12 protein-coding genes are annotated in these 21157 nt (G+C 44.6%); 3 read left to right on the top strand and 9 right to left on the bottom strand.

Features of this window, described 5'->3' with window-relative positions; genetic code table 11:
• The first annotated feature begins 16 nt into the window (after positions 1-16).
• Positions 17-1342: an ATP-dependent 6-phosphofructokinase gene (locus STSP1_RS01690; protein WP_085754690.1), complete on the top strand. Its 1326-nt coding sequence runs from the start codon at positions 17-19 to the stop codon at positions 1340-1342.
• On the opposite strand, the gene folP is transcribed toward STSP1_RS01690, so the two are convergent.
• The 3 genes from folP to STSP1_RS01675 all read right to left on the bottom strand — a co-directional run bounded on the left by folP (position 1339) and on the right by STSP1_RS01675 (position 4947).
• Entirely contained in the window at positions 1339-2172 is an 834-nt protein-coding gene (gene folP, locus STSP1_RS01685; protein ID WP_085754689.1) for a dihydropteroate synthase, read from the bottom strand. The two genes, STSP1_RS01690 and folP, sit on opposite strands and share 4 nt — an antisense overlap.
• A 91-nt stretch (positions 2173-2263) precedes the next feature.
• Positions 2264-3397 carry a DegT/DnrJ/EryC1/StrS family aminotransferase gene (locus tag STSP1_RS01680; RefSeq protein WP_085754688.1) on the bottom strand — a complete coding sequence of 378 codons (1134 nt, stop codon included), beginning with the start codon at positions 3395-3397 and terminating at the stop codon, positions 2264-2266.
• Entirely contained in the window at positions 3394-4947 is a 1554-nt protein-coding gene (locus tag STSP1_RS01675) for an HPr family phosphocarrier protein (protein ID WP_123806947.1), read from the bottom strand. The genes STSP1_RS01680 and STSP1_RS01675 overlap by 4 nt, the downstream gene beginning before the upstream one ends.
• 338 nt (positions 4948-5285) lie before the next feature.
• On the opposite strand from STSP1_RS01675, the gene STSP1_RS01670 reads away from it, so the two are divergent.
• Positions 5286-7325, top strand: a complete 2040-nt coding sequence (locus STSP1_RS01670; RefSeq protein WP_085754686.1) for an alpha-amylase family glycosyl hydrolase — start codon at positions 5286-5288, stop codon at positions 7323-7325.
• A gap of 41 nt (positions 7326-7366) precedes the next feature.
• The gene (locus tag STSP1_RS01665) at positions 7367-10048 is read left to right on the top strand and encodes a hypothetical protein (protein WP_085754685.1); all 2682 of its coding nucleotides are present in this window, start codon (positions 7367-7369) and stop codon (positions 10046-10048) included.
• 13 nt (positions 10049-10061) lie between these two features.
• Here the strand turns inward: STSP1_RS01665 and STSP1_RS01660 are convergent, their stop codons facing one another.
• The 6 genes from STSP1_RS01660 to STSP1_RS01635 all read right to left on the bottom strand — a co-directional run bounded on the left by STSP1_RS01660 (position 10062) and on the right by STSP1_RS01635 (position 21090).
• Positions 10062-11621: an alpha-amylase family glycosyl hydrolase gene (locus STSP1_RS01660; protein WP_085754684.1), complete on the bottom strand. Its 1560-nt coding sequence runs from the start codon at positions 11619-11621 to the stop codon at positions 10062-10064.
• Positions 11622-11623: 2 nt separating this feature from the next.
• On the bottom strand, positions 11624-14104 hold the full coding sequence (locus STSP1_RS01655) for an amylo-alpha-1,6-glucosidase (protein ID WP_085754683.1): 2481 nt from the start codon (positions 14102-14104) through the stop codon (positions 11624-11626).
• A gap of 18 nt (positions 14105-14122) precedes the next feature.
• Complete coding sequence (locus tag STSP1_RS01650) at positions 14123-15100, bottom strand: ROK family protein (RefSeq protein ID WP_085754682.1); 978 nt, start codon at positions 15098-15100, stop codon at positions 14123-14125.
• A gap of 43 nt (positions 15101-15143) precedes the next feature.
• Positions 15144-15977, bottom strand: coding sequence for a type II secretion system protein (locus tag STSP1_RS01645; protein WP_094759146.1), 834 nt, complete (start codon positions 15975-15977; stop codon positions 15144-15146).
• Between the two features lie 28 nt (positions 15978-16005).
• Entirely contained in the window at positions 16006-18828 is a 2823-nt protein-coding gene (locus STSP1_RS01640; protein WP_118158559.1) for a TIM-barrel domain-containing protein, read from the bottom strand.
• A 123-nt stretch (positions 18829-18951) separates the two neighbouring features.
• Complete coding sequence (locus STSP1_RS01635; RefSeq protein WP_161491555.1) at positions 18952-21090, bottom strand: LamG-like jellyroll fold domain-containing protein; 2139 nt, start codon at positions 21088-21090, stop codon at positions 18952-18954.
• Positions 21091-21157: the final 67 nt, after the last annotated feature.

Below are 21157 nucleotides of genomic sequence, written 5' to 3'. Positions count from 1 at the left end.
CGGATTTGGAGAGAAAATGCCCGGCACCAATTATGATTTTACTATAAAAAAACTCGGCAGATGTACAGTTAATTCCCCTCTGAGCTTTTCAACAACGCAAGGCGATTATGTTGCGAATTACGCAAGCGATGAACGGGGCATTATCTACAATATCCAGCTTCCTCGAGGAGACATCAATTTAGATATAAAAATGCATCAGCTGGTTGAAAAGGCCGGGCCAAGGCAGAAAATCTATTTTGACCCTGCAAAAGTAAACGCTGCTGTTGTTACCTGCGGCGGACTTTGCCCCGGGCTGAATGCCGTTATACGCTCAATAACTCACACCCTGTTCTACAGCTACGGCGTTAAAAGGCTTACAGGGATACAGTACGGATATCGCGGCTTTTTGCCCGAATTCAGGCTGCCTACTGTTAATATTACACCTGAAACTGTTAACGACATACACACTAAGGGCGGCACAATACTGGGTTCTTCAAGGGGCCACGGGGACCGGGTGGATGAAATCGTTGATGCTGTTGAGCGAATGAATATTAATATGCTCTTCGTTATCGGCGGCGACGGCACTCAAAGGGGATCACTTGATATTTCGAGAGAAGCAGAAAAAAGAAATCTGAATATATCAGTTGTAGGGATACCCAAAACTATCGACAATGATTTGAGCTTCATAGAGCGGTCATTCGGCTTTGAGACAGCTGTTTCGAAGGCTATTGATGCTGTTGCAGCTGCCCATATAGAAGCGAAAGATGCCTGTATGGGGGTGGGGCTGGTAAAACTAATGGGAAGAGAATCGGGCTTTATAGCTGCTCACACCGCCCTTGCAAGTCAGGACGTAAATTTTGTTTTTGTTCCGGAAGTACCCTTTAAGCTAAATGGAGAAAACGGCTTCCTTAAAACGCTTGAAGAAAGAATGAAGTACAAAGACCATGCCGTAATTGTTGCAGCTGAAGGGGCTGGGCAGGAACTGCTTAAAGCAGAAAAAGATGAAGATGAATCAGGCAATAAAAGGCTTGCAGATATTGGGCTGTTTCTTAAAGAAAGTATTGAAGAGCATTTCTCAAACAAAAACTGGGATATTAATCTTAAATACATAGATCCAAGCTATATAATCAGAAGCGCTCCTCCAAACCCCAACGACACGATTTACTGTTCAAGGCTTGGCGCGAATGCAGTACATGGTGCAATGGCCGGCAGGACGGAATTTCTTATAAGTATGATTTACAATACTTATGTTCATATTCCAATCCCCTTGGCTACTTCTAAGAGGAACTACATAGATCCCGACGGACCTTTATGGAGGGATGTTTTGTCTGCTACAGGCCAGCCAAGGCTTATGCAGGGTTAAGCTCCAGTTAAAATGCTTCTGTAAAGCCGCATCGCATCTAGATTTATCCTTGGCCTGTGAACCCTGATTATAGAAACGCCCTGCTGCATTGCGTAGATTGTAGAGGCGATAGTGCCGCCCTCTCGGTTCTTTGCTTCTTTTCTTCCTGTAATCTTTCCGATGAAGCTCTTCCTGCTCGCCCCGTACAATACTGGACTTCCCAGCTGAGTGAAAATTTTCAGATTTCCTGTCAGCTCTAAATTGTGTTTGAGAGTTTTGCCGAAGCCGATGCCAGGGTCCAGTATGATATTATCTTCCAATACACCTGCTTGAACAGCGGCTTTCTTTTTCTGTTGGAGGTATGCCATAACATCACTTGCAACGTTTTTATATTCAGGGGCTTTCTGCATTGTCTGAGGAGTGCCCAGCATATGCATTAGCACGATGCCGACAGATTTTTTAGCCGCAAATTTGAACATTTGCGGGTCCGAACCGCTGGAAATATCGTTAATAATATCAGCACCGGCCTCTATAGCTGCTGAAGCTGCCTCGCTGCTCTGAGTGTCTATGCTTATCCATATCTTGTGTTTAGCCTTAACAGCCTTTATTACTTCGTAAAACCGCTCAATCTGAAGCTCAGGGCTCACCGGCTCAGCTCCGGGCCGGGTAGATTCAGCGCCAATGTCGATTATATCAGCTCCCTCAGATACAAGCTCATCTGCTCGCCTTGCTGCGCTTTGAAAATCAGAAAAATCGCCTCCGTCGCTGAAAGAATCCGGAGTTACGTTGAGTATGCCCATAATCATGGGCAGGTCTCTTCCTTTAAGCTGGTTTTTGATGTTGAGTTTCATTTTAATAGCGTTCGCAAGGTTTACAAATTAAGTGAAGACGCTGCCGAAAAAGCAGCGCCTTCGAGTCAAGTACAACCAGTACGCAACAAGTTTATAAGTAAAGCCTGTCTAAACACAAGCTCAATTTTTCACATACAAAATCAATTTGCTCATCTCTTAAACTGCTGTAAAAAGGCAGCGCTACTGTACGGCTGCTAACGCTTTCTGTAACAGGAAAACAGCCTTCCTTAATGCCGAGAGGAGCTTTAATAAACGGCTGGAGATGTACGGGCGGAAAATAATTGCTCGCACAAACACCCTCAGACCTCAGCATATCCAGAAGCTCATTTCTTTGTTTCAGGCTGTAATCTTCAGTAAGTCTTACAACAAAGACAAACCAGCTGAAATTGCAATCCTCAGGCAGTTCAGGCATTATAAGCCTTTTGTCCGAATTCAGTTTTTCAATATATTTTCCTGCAGCCTGTGCTCTTTTCTGCTTTATCTCTTCAAACCTCGAGAGCTGGGCAGTTCCCAGAGCGCAGTTTATATCAGAAAGCCTGAAATTGTAGCCAACTCTTTCGTGGCTGAGCCAACCTGCGTTAGGGCTTCGCCCCTGATTACGCAGGGAACGGCATATATCTGCAAGCAGCTCATTATTTGTAATGATAATGCCCCCCTCCCCTGTAGTAATCTGTTTGTTGGGGTAGAAGGCAAAAAAACCTGCATCGCCGAACATACCTGCCGGAATATTTTTGTAAACAGTTCCAATCGCCTCGCAGCTGTCTTCTATCAAAAGCAGGTCTCTGCTTCGTGCAATACGCTGAACCTCATCAATACCCCACGGGTTTCCGAAGGCGTGAACTGCCTCAATAGCTTTTGTGTTTGATGTAATCTGCTCTTCAATCAAATCAGGGTTCATATTCAGATAATCGGGGTGTATATCAACAAACACAGGCTTCGCTCCCACTTGCAGAATCACATTTACAGAGGCTATAAAAGTAAACGGAGTAGTTATTACCTCGTCTCCAGGGGCTATGCCCATAGCTTTCAGGCAAAGGAAAAGCCCGCTTGTTCCGCTGTTTACAGCAACTGCATATTTCGCTCCGGTAAGGGATTTGACTGCTTCTTCAAACTCGGCAAGCCTTGGGCCTAAAGACAGTTTTCCGCTTCTCAGGACTTCTGTAACTGCCTGTATTTCCTTTTCTGTAATATCGGGGGCTGAGAGCTCAATTCGTGGTGAATTCATTTTCTTAGATACTCCAGGCTCGGCGGAAGAGGAATGTTGTTGCCGTGGTTATCTTCGCCGTAGCCGTAATGTGCAAGGAGCTTGATGTCTTCCAAGACACGTTTATCGCCCCTGAAATGAGCCTGAAGGTCTGTAACGATATCAACTTTTCCAACAGCAAGAAGCCTGGCTACTTCATCTCTGATAGTGTCGATCAATGTGGCCTCTTTTCTTTCATTTATATCCGGCGATATTTCAAGAGGATGATCATAGATCATCATTTTCCCCTGATCTGCCAGAGTCATAACCAGATCATTTACGATGATCCTCATATCTGTATTAGAATCAACCTTCCGGTTTATGTCCAGATTTAGAACCTCCCTGTTGAGCCCCTTCCTTTTTTCCGAATTGATAGCCTCATTTGCCCTGAAAAGCTCGAGCGGAGATCTGGCATCATACTCCTCGCCAAGCATATCCATCTTGAGATCACTGCCGTAATGATTGGCTATAAGGGCAATCAGTGTTGACGGTCTTACGTGAAAGCCCCTGTATCTGGGCACAGGTACTGTTATTTCGCCCTGCTCGGAATATTTCTTGATCATATTCTGGCAGAGATTCTTAGCGCTGTTTACATAGTTGCGAATGTAATGTATGCAGTAGTCTGAGAGCTTTTCCAACAGTCCGGAAGGGTCAACAAGCTGTCCTTTGAATTCCTGTGTAGGATCTCTGTATTCGCTGAGATGACGTTCGTAATAGTGGGAAAGTGAAACTGCTATAGTCAGCAGATGGAAGACAACACTTACATGACCCCTGAGTACGGGCAGTGATTCATCATGGCTTTCAGTGTCCGTTTTTGAGACATAAGTGTCATAATTACACTGCATATTGTGGAAATTGTGCTCAAGCATCCGGAGCTTTTCTTCGCTTATCGGAGATATTGAATATGATTCATTGTCAAAGGGCTTATCCCCCTCCACAATGGCTTTGAGAGAAGTGTCAGCTATCATATTCAAAAAGGAAGTTCCGAGAAATGTTACAATCTTTCCAACCTCTACAACGTGTCGTCTTTCATGGTCGTATTTAAGTTTGCCCTCCAGAATATGCTCATCAATCTCATCTTCAAGTATTTCAATTGGTTTCGAATCGATTTCAAGTCTTATACAGTGTTCTACAAATTGATTGGCTGCATTGTGTACAATATTCTTGATGTATGATATCGCATCATCTGTGTTCTGTTCAAACTGCTGAGATTCTTCCTCAATTCGGTATTCTGGAATGCTGTATTTGATGTGTATTAGTTCATATAGGACGTCGCTGAATCTCTTGAGAGTGGCAACGAAAGACCTGAACCTCGCCCAACGGCGGTTATTTTGAGCCCCGTAGAAATCTACAAGCTCTTCCAGCTGAATAGACTGGGAAAGTATAATTCCTGCAAGGGGCCTGGTAAGCACCCTGTACGGGTCTTCATGATTTGCCAGAAAGCTCGTATAACTGTAAAGTATTCTGCTCCTCTGACGCACCAGTCCGCGGAATTTTGTTTCATCGACGTATTGGGCTGTCATGCAATTCAAACCGCTTTCACCTGTTTTTAGTAGCTCTCAAAACAATATGCAGATTTTAGCTATACTTCATAAAAGGTCAACACAACAATAGCTTATATCTGCTGATAAACATAATTTAAATCATTATAACAATAATTTCAAATTTAAAAGAATAAATAATACGTTAAAAGTAAAAATAAATTAAATAAAAACTTTTCTAATTTAAATATCAGCGTGAATAATATATTAGAGGGAAATATTTTTGTTCAATAAAAACAAAATTAGCTTACAAAATACAAGTTTTTTTTCAACTATAAGGGAAGTTAAGAAGATGCCGCGCAATTAAATACTATTTAGGATAAATCTTTATGCTAAAAATTTCATACTATTCAGGCTTGAAACCAATCAGCAAATTTTTCCTGATTGTACTGCTGATCTCAGCGGCGGTTATCGCTGAGCCTTCGTCAAGGTCTGGGGTTGGTGCAATATTGTACCCGGGAGGAACGACATTTCGTGTTTGGGCACCTAACGCCGACACCGTTAATGTTGCAGGAGACTTCAACTATTGGAACTCCTCAGCAACTCCGCTCTACAGTGAGTCAGGGGGTTGGTGGTCTGCTGATGTTAATGGAGCCGATGAGGCCGATGAATACAGGTATGTGATAGACGGCGATCTCTGGAAAAGCGATCCACGGGCATTTGATGTAGTGAGCTCTGTTGGAAATTCAATTATTACCGATAATCAGTACGACTGGGATGAATTCACTCCGCCTGCCTGGAATGATATGATTATCTACGAAATGCATCTGGGAACATTCTACGACGCACCAGGGGGTGAACCCGGAACCTGCTACTCTGCTGCTATGAAACTCGACCACCTCGTTTCGCTGGGAGTAAATGCGGTGCAGCTGATGCCGGTATGCGAATTCCCAGGCAGTTATTCGCTTGGCTATAATCCGGTGAATCTTTTTGCCCCTGAAAGCGCTTATGGAACACCGGAGCAGTTAAAATTTTTCATAGACCAGTGCCATAAGAGGGGGATTGCTGTTTTGATTGATTTGGTTTACAACCATTTGGGACCGAGCGATCTTGATGAATCTATATGGAAGTTTGATGGATACAGTGCTTACGAAGATACAGGAGGGATATACTTCTACGAAAATGACAACCGATACACACCTTGGGGGGATACCCGATTGAACTACAGTGTTGGTGAGGTTCGTTCATTCATCCGAGATAACGTGATGTACTGGCTCAATGAGTACAATATGGACGGTCTTAGAATGGACGGAACTGCTTATATACGTGAAAGAGGGATTATGCAGCCTGAGATTCCCGAAGGCTGGTCTTTGATGCAGTGGATAAATGATGAGATTGATTCTGCGCACCCTGAGAAGATCTCGATCGCTGAAGATATGCGGGATAACGAGTGGATAACAAAATCGACTGGTGCCGGCGGAGCAGGATTTGATTCGCAGTGGGATGCCGGCTTTCACCACAAAATCAAAGGCGCTGTAACTCAGTCTGATGATCCGAACAGAAATATGTACGATGTTAGAGATGCGATTACAAACCTCTACAACGGCTCTGATACGCAAAGGGTGATTTATTCTGAGAGCCACGACGAAGCTGGGGCATCCAGCGGTAAAAGCAGACTGCCTTCTGCCATACACTGGGATAACCCCGAAAGCTACTGGGCTAAAAAACGCTCAACCCTTGCAGCTGGAATCGTATTTACAAGCCCTGGAATTCCTATGCTGTTTATGGGGCAGGAATTTCTTGAAACTGGAGCTTGGCACGATAATACCCCTCTGGACTGGACGAGAAAAAACACGTTTTCCGGAATAAATATGCTTTATGAGCATCTTATCTCTTTGCGAAGAAACCTTGGCCGAAACACCCTCGGACTCAAAGCAAGCAATGTAAATGTTTTTCATGTAAACAATTCAGCGAAAGTAATAGCTTATCACCGATGGTGGAACGGAGGAGCTGGGGATGATGTGATAATACTCGCAAATTTCAGCGGCACTGGTTACACCAACTATGGAATCGGTATGCCCAGAGAGGGGCGATGGAGGGTTCGTTTTAACAGCGACTGGCAAGGCTACGACCCTGAATTCGGCAACTGGAACTCAAACGACACCTACGCCTATTTCGGTTCCAAAGACGGCCTGCCCTTCCACGCAGACGTAGGGATAGGCCCTTACTCATTGGTAGTGCTTTCGCAGGGCAGCCAGCCCAATATGAACGGCGATACTATCGTTAATAATCTCGATTTTGAGATGTTTTCTGAGCAATGGGGAGGCAGCTGTGATTTGTGGAATTCGTGCGGAGGAGCTGATTTCAATATGAGCGGCTCTGTGGACATAGAAGACTTGCAGATCTTCGTAAACAGCTGGCTTGAATAGTAATTCAATTATACCAATCAAAATTCAAAGAGTGTCTTATAATGCATTTAGAAAGGCAGATTAGCTCACTGATATTTACTTCGCTTTTTATTATCTTTTCAGCAGGCGGAGAGCTTTTATCGCAGGTTTACACCACATACCACTGGCATCTCCAGCAGCCGATATACTGGCCTGAGCTGAGCAGCTACAACAGCAGCACTTACCAGAAAGGCTATGAGAGTATGACAAGCTCATCGCCCCACCCGGAAAATAATCTGAGAAGCATTTTTGGGAAAGACGACAGAGTGGCAGTTTATCAGTATCGAATAAAAGACGCAATAGAGAGTATGGGGTTTCCTGATGCAGGCGCCCAAATTTCATATTCAGGCTGCCTTGTTGAAAACGTGATGAGTTTTGCAGAAGACGGCTCACTCGGCTATTATTCGGGCTGGGAAAACAGCAACAGAGAAGCCAGAAACTGGCTCACTTCCGGCGGGAAAAGAAAGCTGGATATTGTTTTATTTACCTATCACCACGCCCTCGGCCCGCTTATAGACCCCCAAGCCCTGAAAAAAGAGATTCAAATATACAAAGAGCTTTATCCTGAAGTTTGGGGCAGCGGAGTCTCAAAGGGGTTTTTCCCCGCTGAGCTTTCTTTCAGCGAGAGAATGATTCCCGTATTGGTTCAGGAAGGTATAGAATGGGTGTTTGTGGCTAATAATCATATCTCAAGGGCTTGCGAGAATTTTCCGCTTACCTTAGGCAGCGGCGGAGAAAACTGCACGCCCCCGAACAAGGCAGATATTCAGAATCCGCCTCAGTCTAACTGGTTCAGCAAAAGTATAGACAGAGGCTGCACACCTACAAACGCATATCCTTTTTCATATCAGCCCCATAAGGCGAAATACGTTGATCCAGAAACAGGTCAGGAATATAAGATAACTGTTGTGCCTGTAGCTCAGGCAATGAGCTGGACAGACGGATATCAGCATTACGGCACGGAAGATATAGACCAGATCTCGTGGGCATCAAGCACGGAAGAACCTATTCTTGTAGTGCTAGCACACGATGGAGATAATGCCTTCGGCGGCGGTTTTTCGTATTATATGCAGAGCGTTCCCCAGTTTTCTCAGGCAGCTTCAAATTCTGGCTATAAGCCGAGCGTTGTAGAGCAGTATTTAGCCGAAAATCCGGTGGATGAAGATGATGTGGTTCATGTGGAAGATGGTTCCTGGGTAAACGCCGATGGAGATTTCGGCTCTCCTGATTTTATAAACTGGAATTGGCCGCTGGTTAATCAGGCGGGGAAATTCGACATCTCCGGCGGCTGGGCTGAAGACGAGCGAAACTGGGCAGTTATAACAGCAGCCCAAAATTATGTTGAAACTGCTGAGCAGATTGAAGGCAGCGCAAGGATCGAGCAGATACAATCTCCAGATGCTTCTGCAACAAACTCTGAGCTGGCATGGCATTTTTTCCTGCCCGCGCTTACGAGCGGATATATGTATTACGGCTCTGCTCTTGATATGGAGGTTAAACCAACTATCGCTTGCAACAATGCAGTTGAAAAAGCTGAGCTTGCTATTCAGGACAGGTCTCAGGATCAAACTCCTCCAACAATCTGGATTCCTCAGCAGCTTCCGCATAATCCAGGCGGAAAAGGTTTCGGCCCGCTTTGGGACTATCAGGAAGTTCAGCATTCAAGGGATTTCTGGATTTGGACATTCGTCAGCGATGTTTCTGGAATGAAGGAAGTAACGTTTAATTACAGGCTTGATAGGGACGGAAAGAATCCGCTCTCTTCAAATCAGAACGAAACATTTCAAGGGGGCAGCGAGGTTGGAGCATGGCGGAGCCGCACTATGACAAAACGTACTTTCCCCCCTGAGAACTTTTTTAATGATCCGGAGATTGATTTTTTCGAGATGCCTCTTGTAATTGCCGACCAGTACTACATTCACGTTTTAGAGCCTGAGATTGTGGCGGAAGGAGGCGTACTCGTTGATTACTACATTGAGGCAGAGGACAATAAAGGCCTCGTTGAGAGATCACCAATTCTTCATACGTACGTTGATACAGGCGGAACAACAGGGGGAGGCGAAGATGGGGCTTTCAAGATGGATGGTTTGTTAGATGAGAAAGCTGCGAAAATCGGCGAAAATCAGGACAATCAGCTCTTTGCGTATTGGAACAGCGAGAAATTATACCTGGCCTGCCCGCCGGCCGCTCAGAATGATCATTTTATATTTATCTCAAAACAGGCAAATCCGCCTGCTGCTGCTCCTTGGGCCAAATCAGGAAATGTAAGCCGTTGGGAGGCTTATGCAGGCTGCGAATCTACCAACGGCTGGACAGGCTGGTTCGAAGCAAGCGGTGAAACCGCCTCCGGAGATATTGCAGAAGCGGTGGTCAGCTGGTCGGAAGCTTTCGGCGATATGCCTGATAAAATATATGCAGCATTCGCTGCTTATCAAACTCAGGATGGTGGTGCATTAATCGCCCAGATACCCTCAGGGGATTCCGACGGAAATATTGATGCAACTGAATTGATAGAGATACCAATCAAGGGAAACCTGAATTTTGACGAACAGATCGATCTCAAGGACTTTGCAGTATTTGCCTCCAAATGGCTCAATGAAAACTGCTCCCCTGCAAATTCGTGGTGCAGCAGTTCAGACCTCAATCAGGATGGAACCGTGAGCGTGCAGGATGCAGTTTTTCTGGCAGGATTCTGGCTCGAATAGATTTCGAAAATTGCTAATCGGCAGTTATCCTGAAGATTTCTGTAGAACAGGGTTTGGCTGTGCCGGTAATGGTTAATGAGCTCTCTTTGGCATCAAGCCGGCTTCCTATAAGGCGTTCTAAACGAAGATCTGTGTTTGTTTCATAAGCTTTGATCATCAGATCATCAACATCAGCATTCTCTTCAGAAAAGTTATGTACCACTGCGATTATCTCGCCTTTGCAGCTCCTTTGAAAAGCTAATATCGAATCACAACCTGCTTCTAGGAGAGTAAAATCTCCCCTGCTTAAGGCTTTATTGCGGCTTCTTAGCCTTATTAGTTTCTTGTACCAGTTCAGCAAAGACTGCTCTTGAAACTCCATACTCTGCACATTGAACTGTCTGAAGTTTTCGTTTGGTTTCTGCCACGGCTGAGCTTTGCTGAAACCTGCGTTTTTACCCGCAGACCATTGCATGGGCTTTCTTATTTCAGGGTCGGGTTTAGTGCCGGCCATACCAATCTCTTCGCCATAATACAAAAATGGTGTTCCCGGAGAGGTAAGCAAAACAGCAGCGGCAAGTTTCATTTTTGCCTCATCTTTGCCTATCTGGGAAAAGATTCTGTTCTGGTCGTGGTTTGAAAGAAACGGCGCAAAACGCATATCAGGATAGCAAATACAAGCCCGCTCGAGTTTTTGGGCAATTTTGTCAGGTCGGCAGTCTTTAATACCTTCGATTAACGTCCATGCAAACGGAAACTCAAACCCCATATCAACGCAGTCCTTAATCGTATATTCACGGATAACTTCAGCATTATCCCATATCTCCCCTATAATAAAAACATCTTCGGAAAGCCCCTTCCATGCCTTTCTTAGATTTTTCAGCACTCTCAAAGTCCCGTTAGTGTTTTGAATATTCTCGCCATTCTCAACCAAATATTTAACAGCATCAAGCCGAAATCCATCTACACCAACATCTTCAATCCAAAATTTCCCTGCCTTTTCAATCTGCTTTCTTACATCCCTGTTTTTATAATTCAAGTCCGGCATAACAGGGCTGAAAAAGCCGTAATAGCTGCCGGAAGGAGTTTTATGCCAGTTTGCTCCAACTTCATTGTCATTCTGCCAGATGTAAAAATTTCTGAAGGCGTTTTGGGCGTTTTGATTGGCTTTCAATGATTTTTTAAACCACGGATGTTTATTTGAGGTGTGGTTGGGCACAAAATCAATTATAACCTTTATGCCGCGACTGTGAGCCTCCTTGAGAAATCTGCGGAAATCCGGCAGGTTCCCGTAATCTGGGTTTATGTTTCGGTAATCGGTAACATCATATCCATGATAACTCGGAGAGGGCATAATCGGCATAAGCCAGAGCGCATCAATCCCTAAATCTCCTTTAGTTTCAGGTTTGCCGTCATTGAGATAATTTAGTTTTTCAGTAAGCCCTTTTATATCCCCGATACCGTCGGCATCGGAATCGTAAAAACTCCTTACAAAAACCTCGTAAAACACTGCTCCCTCCCACCAGTTCTTCCCTGCCGATTCGCCTGAGGTATAAGCGATTGTGAAAATAAGCATCAATAAGCTGATGCGCATAGTTATTCCCCGCAAGGCAGAACTTTCAACTGAGAAATGTTGGTGTAATTATATGGTTCATCCCCTCCGCCTGAATATTTGTAGGGTGAATAATGTTCAAAATAGCTCATGTTACGTGAATAATCATCCTCACTTATCAGAACTTTATAAGTTTTGCCTTTTTCGAGTTCAGCATATACGAAAGTGGAATCTCTGTAAACATCCCAGCCGGATTTATGGCTGTCATAATCTTCGGTATGCGGCATAATGAGGTATTCGTCAGCTTTTTCTGAATCAGAATCTTTTTCAACCACCTTAATATTTTTCACAGCACATGTAATGCCGGAATAAATTTGGAATGACCCGTTAGAGTATTCTGCACAAATCCGGTGTGTGCCGGAATATTCGGCAGTAAATTCGCACTCAATCTTGTGCTCAGGTTTGCCCCAGTTTTCGAAATGATGGCCGTTTACAAGATTGCCGCCAGTATTTTTCATCTCCGAAGCTTCAACATTAACAGAATAATCTCCAGCAGGTAATATCCTGCTTATATGTGATGTGTTCCCGCTGTCGTCATAAACGCTGCATACCGAATAGTAATAGGGGGTATATCTGAAACCGGAAGAATGATCATCCAACCAGCTGTTGCCGCGGATTCGGTCTGCTGCGAGCTCTCCGTTTCTGTAAACTTTGTAGTATATATTTGGATTCTGAGGCCCCTGCCATTTCAAATTTACAAGTCCAAATTTGCTTTCAACAGCAACTTTTTTTGGGGTTTGGGGAGCGAATATCACGCTGCCGGAAAGATTCTTGATATTATTGATTTTGTCCTTTAAAGACTGCTCAGGCAGAAGTTTAATGTCAAAATTGTTAATCTTTGCAAGCTGGCTTTCAAGTACCCGAGAGGAGTTAAGTTTTTGGGAATTCAGTTTTATCTCGTCCACCGAATACCAGCTGCCGGAAGATGGTTTATCAGGGAGATGGAGGGTGATATTAATAACCCTGCCATGGTATTCAAGACCTTTGAGCTGAACCTTATTACTGGCTCTAAAGAGATTACTGTGTATCCAGCCTGTTACGCAAGGATTAATCTTCAGCGATCGAAAGCCGGGCTCAAATCCGAATATAACATCCTGCACCATACCGATATAGCCGGCGACAGACCATAGCTGTCTTCTCGAATTGATAACAGGGCCTTTTATTCCGTTAGACTCTGCATAGGCAAGGCCGGAAGCAAAGTCGTAGTTCTCCATATTTGACAAATTGAGCGCTGCCTGCGAAACCAGCGAATGAACTGCCTGATTCACTGCCTTTGAATTTTGTGCTATTTTTGCAGCCTTCAATCTGTATGCAGTTACAAAAGGCCAGATCCCGTGATTGTGATATATCGCCACTCTCTTATCCTGCGGCCAAACCACCGGTGGCCCGAATTTGCCTGTGGGATAATTCTCAACAATTTTTTCAGCGATTTTCTCATCAGCCACGCCGCAGAGGACCGCTAAAGATTCGCCCAGCAGATCCCTGCGGCATGTTTTAAAGGTCATATCACCCTCAATTATAAGCGAGCTGTAATGCTCCTTATCTTTGAGGTAGAATTTTTCATTTATCCTTTTTCTCAGCGATTCTGACCAATCAGAATACTTCTTCTGGAGAGGCGAATCATTCCTTTCTGCCAGCTTTGCAGCAAACTTCAGGACATTGTAATGCAGCACGTTTGTGGAGAGCGATTTGGACTGCGCGATAAGTGTAACGTTATCTCTTGTGCGATAGGGATAGGTCTGTTCACGCCAATCCAGAAACGACTGTTCCCCCGCATAAAGTCCTGAAGATTCGTCGTATATAATTTTCCTGTCCTGCTCAACTGTTGCCTTAATAATCGGCCAGCACTCATCCAAAAAATCCTCGCGGAGAATTCCGTTCAAATTATTTGCAAGCTCCTCAGCGGCTAACGCCCAAACCACCCTGTCGGTAGAAACAGGCCAGCTCCCGCCTGAACCGGTGTCCTGAATAATCTGAGGCTTAAAACCGCCTTTGACGCCTTGCTTAAATCGGCTTGTCTTAAATAGAAGCGAATTGATGCATCTCTGGCGGTCAAAACCTGCCAAAGAGAGTTCGATTGAATATGCAAGGTCTCTTGTCCAGACATACTTCCATTTTTCGCCAGTCTGGAAGTAGGGCTTTTGCAATTTGCTGCTGTAATTAAAACTATTATCTGAGATACTTGAAACAGAGTTTAACTCAGCCTCATAATAAGCCATAGCCAAAAGAGCATCAAAAAGCTTCGACCCTGAATGTAGTTTTGGCCAGGCTTTTTCTGTAAAATTCAGCTTGCTGTTTTTGCCGTCTCTAAGGCTAAGTGATGTTGATAAGTTAAACTCTCTTTGGCCGTTTGTCTCTGTAACTTCGGCAGCGACCTTACCCCTTGCATCTGAATAGGAGTTTGCAGTATAGTATCCTGCACGGCAAAAAGAGGCAGCTAAGATAATAACAACAATTTTATTCATAATACGATAAATCCTTTTTTAAACTAAGCAGAACGTATCTCTGGCAAGGGCAGCGCTTCCTATAATCCCGGAATCCTCTCTGAGATTTGCGAAACAAAACTCTATCTTTACATTGATATCTTTGCGGATGAATTTATTGAAATAAAAGCTTATTCTATCCAGCAATGTTTGTCCGGCGGCAATCATTCCGCCTGAGAAAACAATCTTATCAGGGTTTGAGTATGAGAAGATGTCAACGCAGAGAAGACCTATAACTTTCGCCGTCAGTTCTGTAATTTCATAAGCAAATTTATCACCTTGTGCGGCGTGTTCGTAAACCTCTTTGCAGCTAACTTCGCCTCTTTCGATAAATATGTTCTGAAGTGATGATACTGCTCCTTCTTCGAGCATCTCATTTGCTCTCTTGGCAGTTGCCGTAGCGGAAGCGTAGGTTTCAGCGCAGCCTCTTTGAGTGCAGCCGCACTCCCTGCCCTCAGGAAAGATTATGATATGGCCGAGCTCCGCTGCGCTGTTTCCTGCACTGTGAATAAGTTTGCCGTCGGTTATCACCGCACCGCCAATTCCTGTGCCGAGGGTTAAAAGAACCATATCATCCACGTCTTCTGCTGCTCCAAGCACATACTCTCCCCAGCCTGCAACATTTGCATCATTCTCGAGAACGCAAGGTGCATGGATCTTTTCAGAAACGAATCTGCTTATCGCAAACCCCTTATACATCGGCAGATTCGGTGAGGTAATTATAACCCCCTTTTTCGTATCTAACACACCTGGGCAGCCTATTCCGGCAGCCTTTATGTTTTCTAACTGCAGCCCTGCCTGCCTTACTAGACTTGCAAGAGCATTCACTACAGAATTGAGAGTAACTTTGGGATGTTGATCGTCAGTTGGTACGGAAATCTTTGAAAGCATCTCCATGCTTTCATTAAAGCACCCTATCTTGACGAATGTTCCGCCCAAGTCTATCCCAATAAAGAGGTCTTTAGTATCAGTGTCCATATCTTCCTGCAAATATTCAATGTATAATTTTCAGCTGATGATGCTATCTTTTTACTAATGCCAGTCTGTATGTATCCTGCCAGCGAACTTCACCAACATGGCCATCTACAAAGACCGCATTAGCAACGCCTTCCCCTCTTTCCTGTACGCTTAATTCAGTTTTATGAAAGCTGCCGAAAAGATCATCAAACTGCCCGTCGTAGTCCTTCGGAAGATTGGTCTCAACAAAATTGTTTCTAAATCTTGCACATAAAGCATTGTCGTTCAAAGCAGCGGTATTTTTCCGAACGCCTTCCTCTTCTCGAAGCCACATATTCTCTTCTGAAAAGAAGAAAGTATTCCCCGCCCTTTTTACAGCATCATACTTCAGCGGCTGGCCGTCAGTATAGTTGTTGGAGTTTGGAGAAAGGAATGCGTTCATACTGTAGCTGTACTGGGGCTCAATTTCAATCTCAGGATTATGATAAGGGTGTTCTGAACCGTATCTTTTAGCAAAAGAATCAAACACAGGACAGAGGTTAATCTCAGTATTATCTCCCAGATAAGGGAACAGAGAACCTCTTAGATGTTCATAATCGTCGTTTACAGGGTTCCTCTCAGCATCATGCCACTGACAGTTAATATCTCCGCCTGCAAGATCGGGCTTGAATATGCAGTTCCATGCATTGGGGAATTTATAATCATTATCGTTTACGTACATATTCCCTGAAATGCCGTACTGCTTCAAGTTGTTTTTACAGAGTATATTTTTTGCCGCCCTTCTCGCCTTACTCAGTGAAGGTATCAAAACAGCCATGAGGATGGCAATTATTGATATTACTACCAGCAGCTCTATCAGGGTGAAGGCATGCTGATTGGCTTTAATTTTATTTGCCATAATAAAACCTTTCTGTATTACAGCCATATTATTTGATATATTCGAAGTTATCTGTTTTCATAACTTCAACTGATTTGCATATATCCCCGTAACCGAAGCTTATTCCGTCTTTGGTGATCCATGCAATCTTTACAAACCGTTTATCGTAAGCGAATTCACCATTCTGCTTTTCGCAGGTTACCTTTATTCCGCCTTCAGTTCTTTGAGCTTTGAAGTTGGAGACAATGAATTTGTCTTCTTTGAATTCGTATCCGTTGCCGCTGTCTTCATAAAGCCTTCCTGATGCCATTCCATTTTCATCGAGCACAATAGAAAGCGTAAGCGGATTAAGCAAGCCAAGCTCTTCAGTTGACTGAACCTTTTCGCCTACAGGAATAATGCTTCCGCCCTTCTGAAGAAGTTTACACTGATACTTATCCCATCGCTCGTTTTGGCCGATTTGAAGATTTCTGAAGATGCCCTCAGGCAAATTAACATCTTCCGCCCACTTTGGAACAACAAGGAGATTATCACCCAGCATAAAGGCCTGGTCTTCGTCTCTGAGGGATTTATCAGCCGGGTCGGCAAAGAAAACGGGCTTCATCACGGCATTTCCGTTTTTGTGAGAGTTCCAAAAGAGCGTGTAAAGATAAGGCATAAGCCTGTAACGCTTATTAAGAGCGCTTCTGGAGGCTTTAAGAGTTTCTTCTCCGAAAGACCACGGTTCATGATCTTTTGAACCAACCATTGTATGTGCCCTGCTGAATGGATAATATGCACCCACACTCATCCAATGCGCAAAAAGCTGAGGCGAGGCATCACCTACAAAACCGCCAATATCAGGGCCGTTAAAAGGCTGTCCTGAAAGAGAAAGATTGAGAGACATCGGAATAGACTGCTCTAAATGAGCCCATGTGGATCCGTTGTCGCCTGTCCAAGTAGCGCCATACTTTTGACCACCGAGGAAATTCGCCCGAGATAATACAAACGGCCTCTTGTCAGGGGCGTACTGCAGCATTCCCTCTCTTGTAGCCTTGATCATCAAATAGCCGTAAACGTTGTGATACTGTATGTGCTTGCCCTGCTTTAATTTGCCACCGCCTCTGTGCAGATTGTCAGAGGGCATAGTTTTCTCCGGCTCTTCAAAAACGGCAGGCTCGTTCATGTCATTCCATACGCCGTCAATTCCTTCATCAAGGAAATCCTGATAAAGACCTGCCCACCATTTTCTAACCCGCGGAATAGTATAATCAGGAAAGACGGTTTTCCCCGGCCAAACCTTGCCGACATAATCTTCACCATCTTTGTTCTTAACCCACGCATCAATTTCGCTCCCGCTGTCGTAAACAGAGTACCCCTCTTCATATTTCGGTGCAGGGTCTATCATCCATACGCTCTTAAATCCCTTGGCATGAAGATAATCATTCAATCCCTTCGGGTTGGGGAAACGTTCAGGATCGAAGGTGAAAATGCGATATTCGTCCATATAATGTATATCAAGCCAGATAACATCGCATGGAATCTGTCTCTGCCTGAAGCCGCGGGCTATCTCACGAACTCGGCTGTCGGGATAATATGAATAGCGGCACTGCTGATAACCCAGCGCCCATCTTGGCGGCATAGGCATCTTGCCTGAAATTCCGCCTAACATCTCCATAAGCCTTGAGGGGCTTTCTGCTTCAAGTGTGTAAACTGGGAAATCCGCAGCATCCTCAGGAGCGGAAAACAATATGCCCGCCCTTAAATCAATTTCAGATTTCCATGTGGTATCAAAAATAATTCCGTATGCGGTTCCATCAGGACGAACACCCATGACCCAAGGATGAGACTGGTAAAGGTTGTCAGGGTCATTGTAATTATAGTTATCTTTGTTGTAGAGAATGATCCTGCAGCCGTTTCTCCTCAATGCCCCTTGAACCTCGCCAGTTCCGTAGAAATCATCATGAGAAGGGGTGTCAAAGTAAACATACTTGCGTCCATTGGCTTTAGAAAATACAGGCTGAAGATCAGGGGATTTCTTCAAACGTTTAACATTATTAAACTCTTTGGAAACTGCAAAAGAAAAAGGTATTTCTTCTAAATCAGCATACTTTGCATAAAAGCGATTAACGCCTCTATCGAGTTTCTCGCTTATGCCGGGAAGGTCGGCGTTTTTGATTGCCCTTGAAACCTTTCCGCCCGGAGAATTGTTCATTTTAAACAGCGAATCCCAGTCTGAGGCAACTTTCAACTCATCAAATTCCCACTTGTTACCTTCGTTTCCAGCTCTTAACCTGAGCTGATTGAAGTCAAATTCAAACTCTCCTCTGGCAGTCTTCCATTCATTTTGATCGCTTAAATCTCTTCTAACAAGCGGATCAAGCCAGATTGTGAATTTATCCTTTGACCCCTCAACAAACTCTATCCGTGCGACAATAAGATGAACCTCACCGTCAACAAGTGTTGGGGCTTTGCCTATAATATTGCTGCTGCCGGGCGAGTAATATTTGAAATATTCCGACTCGAAATCGTTGCCGATACCAAACAATTCAGTATCATTGTTATAGAAACCTAATCCTGCAAAGCTGTTCTTTACATCCTCATTTAAGTTCTTCAGCAAAAAGCTTACGTAAATTGTTTTGCTGTTTTCTCTGTAAGGCTCAATATCAACATCCCATACGGCATCAACCTTATTGCCTTTGTGTTGAAGTCTGCTGCCGGTTTCTTTTATCCAGCTGTAATCCAGACTGCCGCTTAAAACGGAAAAATCATTTCTGCCGTTTATGACTGCCGATTTTGAGATTTCTGCTGAATCAAAGTTCTCTTCAAGAATAACATCTGAAAAACCAGCGCCTGCTAAAACAGTCAAAACAAAAAACAAACTTAATTTCATTCGAATCCTCTTAAATTTAACAGTTGTTTAAAATTCCTATTTTTTCGCCCTGCTCGTAGTTCAGGGCGGAAGAATAGAAAATATGCATTCCCGGCCCAAGTGAGCCGGGAATGCTGAATAATTTTATTCGGTTGGATAAACGTTGTTATCAATGAGCCAATGAGATGCAAATTCTTCAAAATCAGAAAGGCTTACTTTGCAGTCGCCGTCGAAATCCATCTGCGGATCGGACTGGCAGACCGGCTCACCAGTCATATCAGCCATCATCTGGGCTATATCGCTTTGAGCTATTGGATAATTGTATATTGATACTTCATCGAGAATGCTTCCCATAAAGCTGAACTCCTGAGGTACAACAACACCCTCATCGAGTTCGAATCTTGCGCCCATGCTCACAGGAGAGTCTGTATCAGCTATAACTCCGCCCGGAAGCGTATCTTCTGAAGCGAGAGTTCCGTCGATATACAGCTTCTTAATGCCGTCGTCGAAGGTGGCTGCTACCCAGTGCCATTGGCCGTCAAAGATATTTCTCTCTGAAGGCGTGCCATCTTCTTCGCCGCCTGTGCCTCGCGTAGTAAAGCAGATCTTGCTGCCCTGATCGGCAGTGTTATACTTCCTCACCTGCCAGCCTTCGCTGCTCTCGCCGTTCCTCGCTACAAACGGGTTCCAGTCTGAGGGGGTAGAAGATTTTGCCCAGAATGTTACTGTCATATTATAGTTGCACTGATCGAAGTAATCCACTTCCTCAATATCGGTATAAAGGGCATTATCCTGGCCGTTAAAATTGATTGCCTGCCCGCTCCAGCCCGGAGCAAAATTAGGATCGCCGAATAGATAACTGACCGGACTTCCTGCTACAGTACTCTGATAATCTCCGCCATCGAAAGGCCAGTAAGCTATCTTTTTCTTAATATATAGCGGGATAGGTTCGCTTGACACCTCTGTGCCGGAATCGTTGCCTACTTTGCAAACGTATTCAGTTTCATCGCTCGACTGTACATCCATTATTTCTAATACAGAAGATTTTTCTCCGCTGATTTCCTGCAACTCTCCTGCTGCATCAGCTTTATACCATTGATAAGTTTCCGGCGAAATTGAGCTGACTTCAACTTCCATTGATACTGTCTCGCCTATATCAGCAAGCACGTATTCAGTTTGGGATAGAATCTCCGGAATAGATTTCTTTGTCTGGAACTGCCAAGTGAACCCTGTAGTTGTCTCTGAACCTCGAACAGCATCAACGCGCCATTTGTATATTCTGTCCATATCGAGTGATTCTGCCGGGGTGTAAGAATAGGCACCGGATGTTTCATCCCAGCCGCCGGCGGGTTTTGCGATAGTATCAACCAAAAACAAGTTAGGGTCACCTTCCACAGTGTTCATATAAATCTCGTACTCGTCCACAGTCTGGTCAACATCGCTGAGCCCGGGAGAGGAAAGGGCAAAATCCCAAGTCAGATCAGTATTTACAAGCACACCAGTTTCTCCGTTAAAAGGCGCAGGATTATTGGCTCTTGTAAGCTTTTGCTCAAATGTGAATGTTTCCTCGAACGTTGTGGCAACTACCACATCATCCCACTCTGCTGTTTCCATGCACGCAATCCTAATGCCTGTGATCCAATCGCCTTCACGGGCGGAGGCGTCCATAAAAGCGTCGGCAGTGTTGTCTGAAGCGCTGTTGTAGTAGTCCTCAGCATCCGGATTAACCCAAACGCCAACATTTTCCGTCTCCATATCCCATACGCCGACGATTCTGACAGGAACATTGAGCTCAACTTCGACGTTTGAAAAGGCATTGCCGCCGCCATCACCTTCGACGCTAACACCCCAGTATTTTACGCCAGTTTCCTGGTAAGGCAGACCGTATTTAACCTTCTCTCCGCCGGTGTCGGCCATAAAGCTGATTCCGCCCCAGTCGCTGTAGTCGGTAAGGGTGATAGTTGCGCCGGTGTAGATGATTCCGCCGGCTTGCTGAGCACCTGCCCAGATATCCCCGCTGGACCAGTCTCTATAGGCTCCGCCGCCGCTGCCGCCGTAAGCGGGACTGCTGTAAACTCCACCGTTTACTACAGCATTTGTCAGCGTACCCCAATCGGTTTTCCAAGTTGATTTTGTGCCAGTCTGGGTTCTGTCCCAGCCGATACCGCCGTTCTGCCCTACCAGATCAGAGCCGTCCGGATAATCGAAGCTCTCATACCCAACCAGCTCAGCGAATGAAACGCTGACTAACAGGATCAGAATAAGTGAAACAAATTTTTTCATTTTAAATCTCCGTCTGCCATGACAACAACCTTGCTTTACCCTGCATGGCATCAGGGGAAAAGCAAAA

The organism is Sedimentisphaera salicampi, assembly GCF_002117005.1.
Taxonomy (GTDB): Bacteria; Planctomycetota; Phycisphaerae; order Sedimentisphaerales; family Sedimentisphaeraceae; genus Sedimentisphaera; species Sedimentisphaera salicampi.
This window is presented reverse-complemented; position numbering and strand designations above follow the sequence as displayed.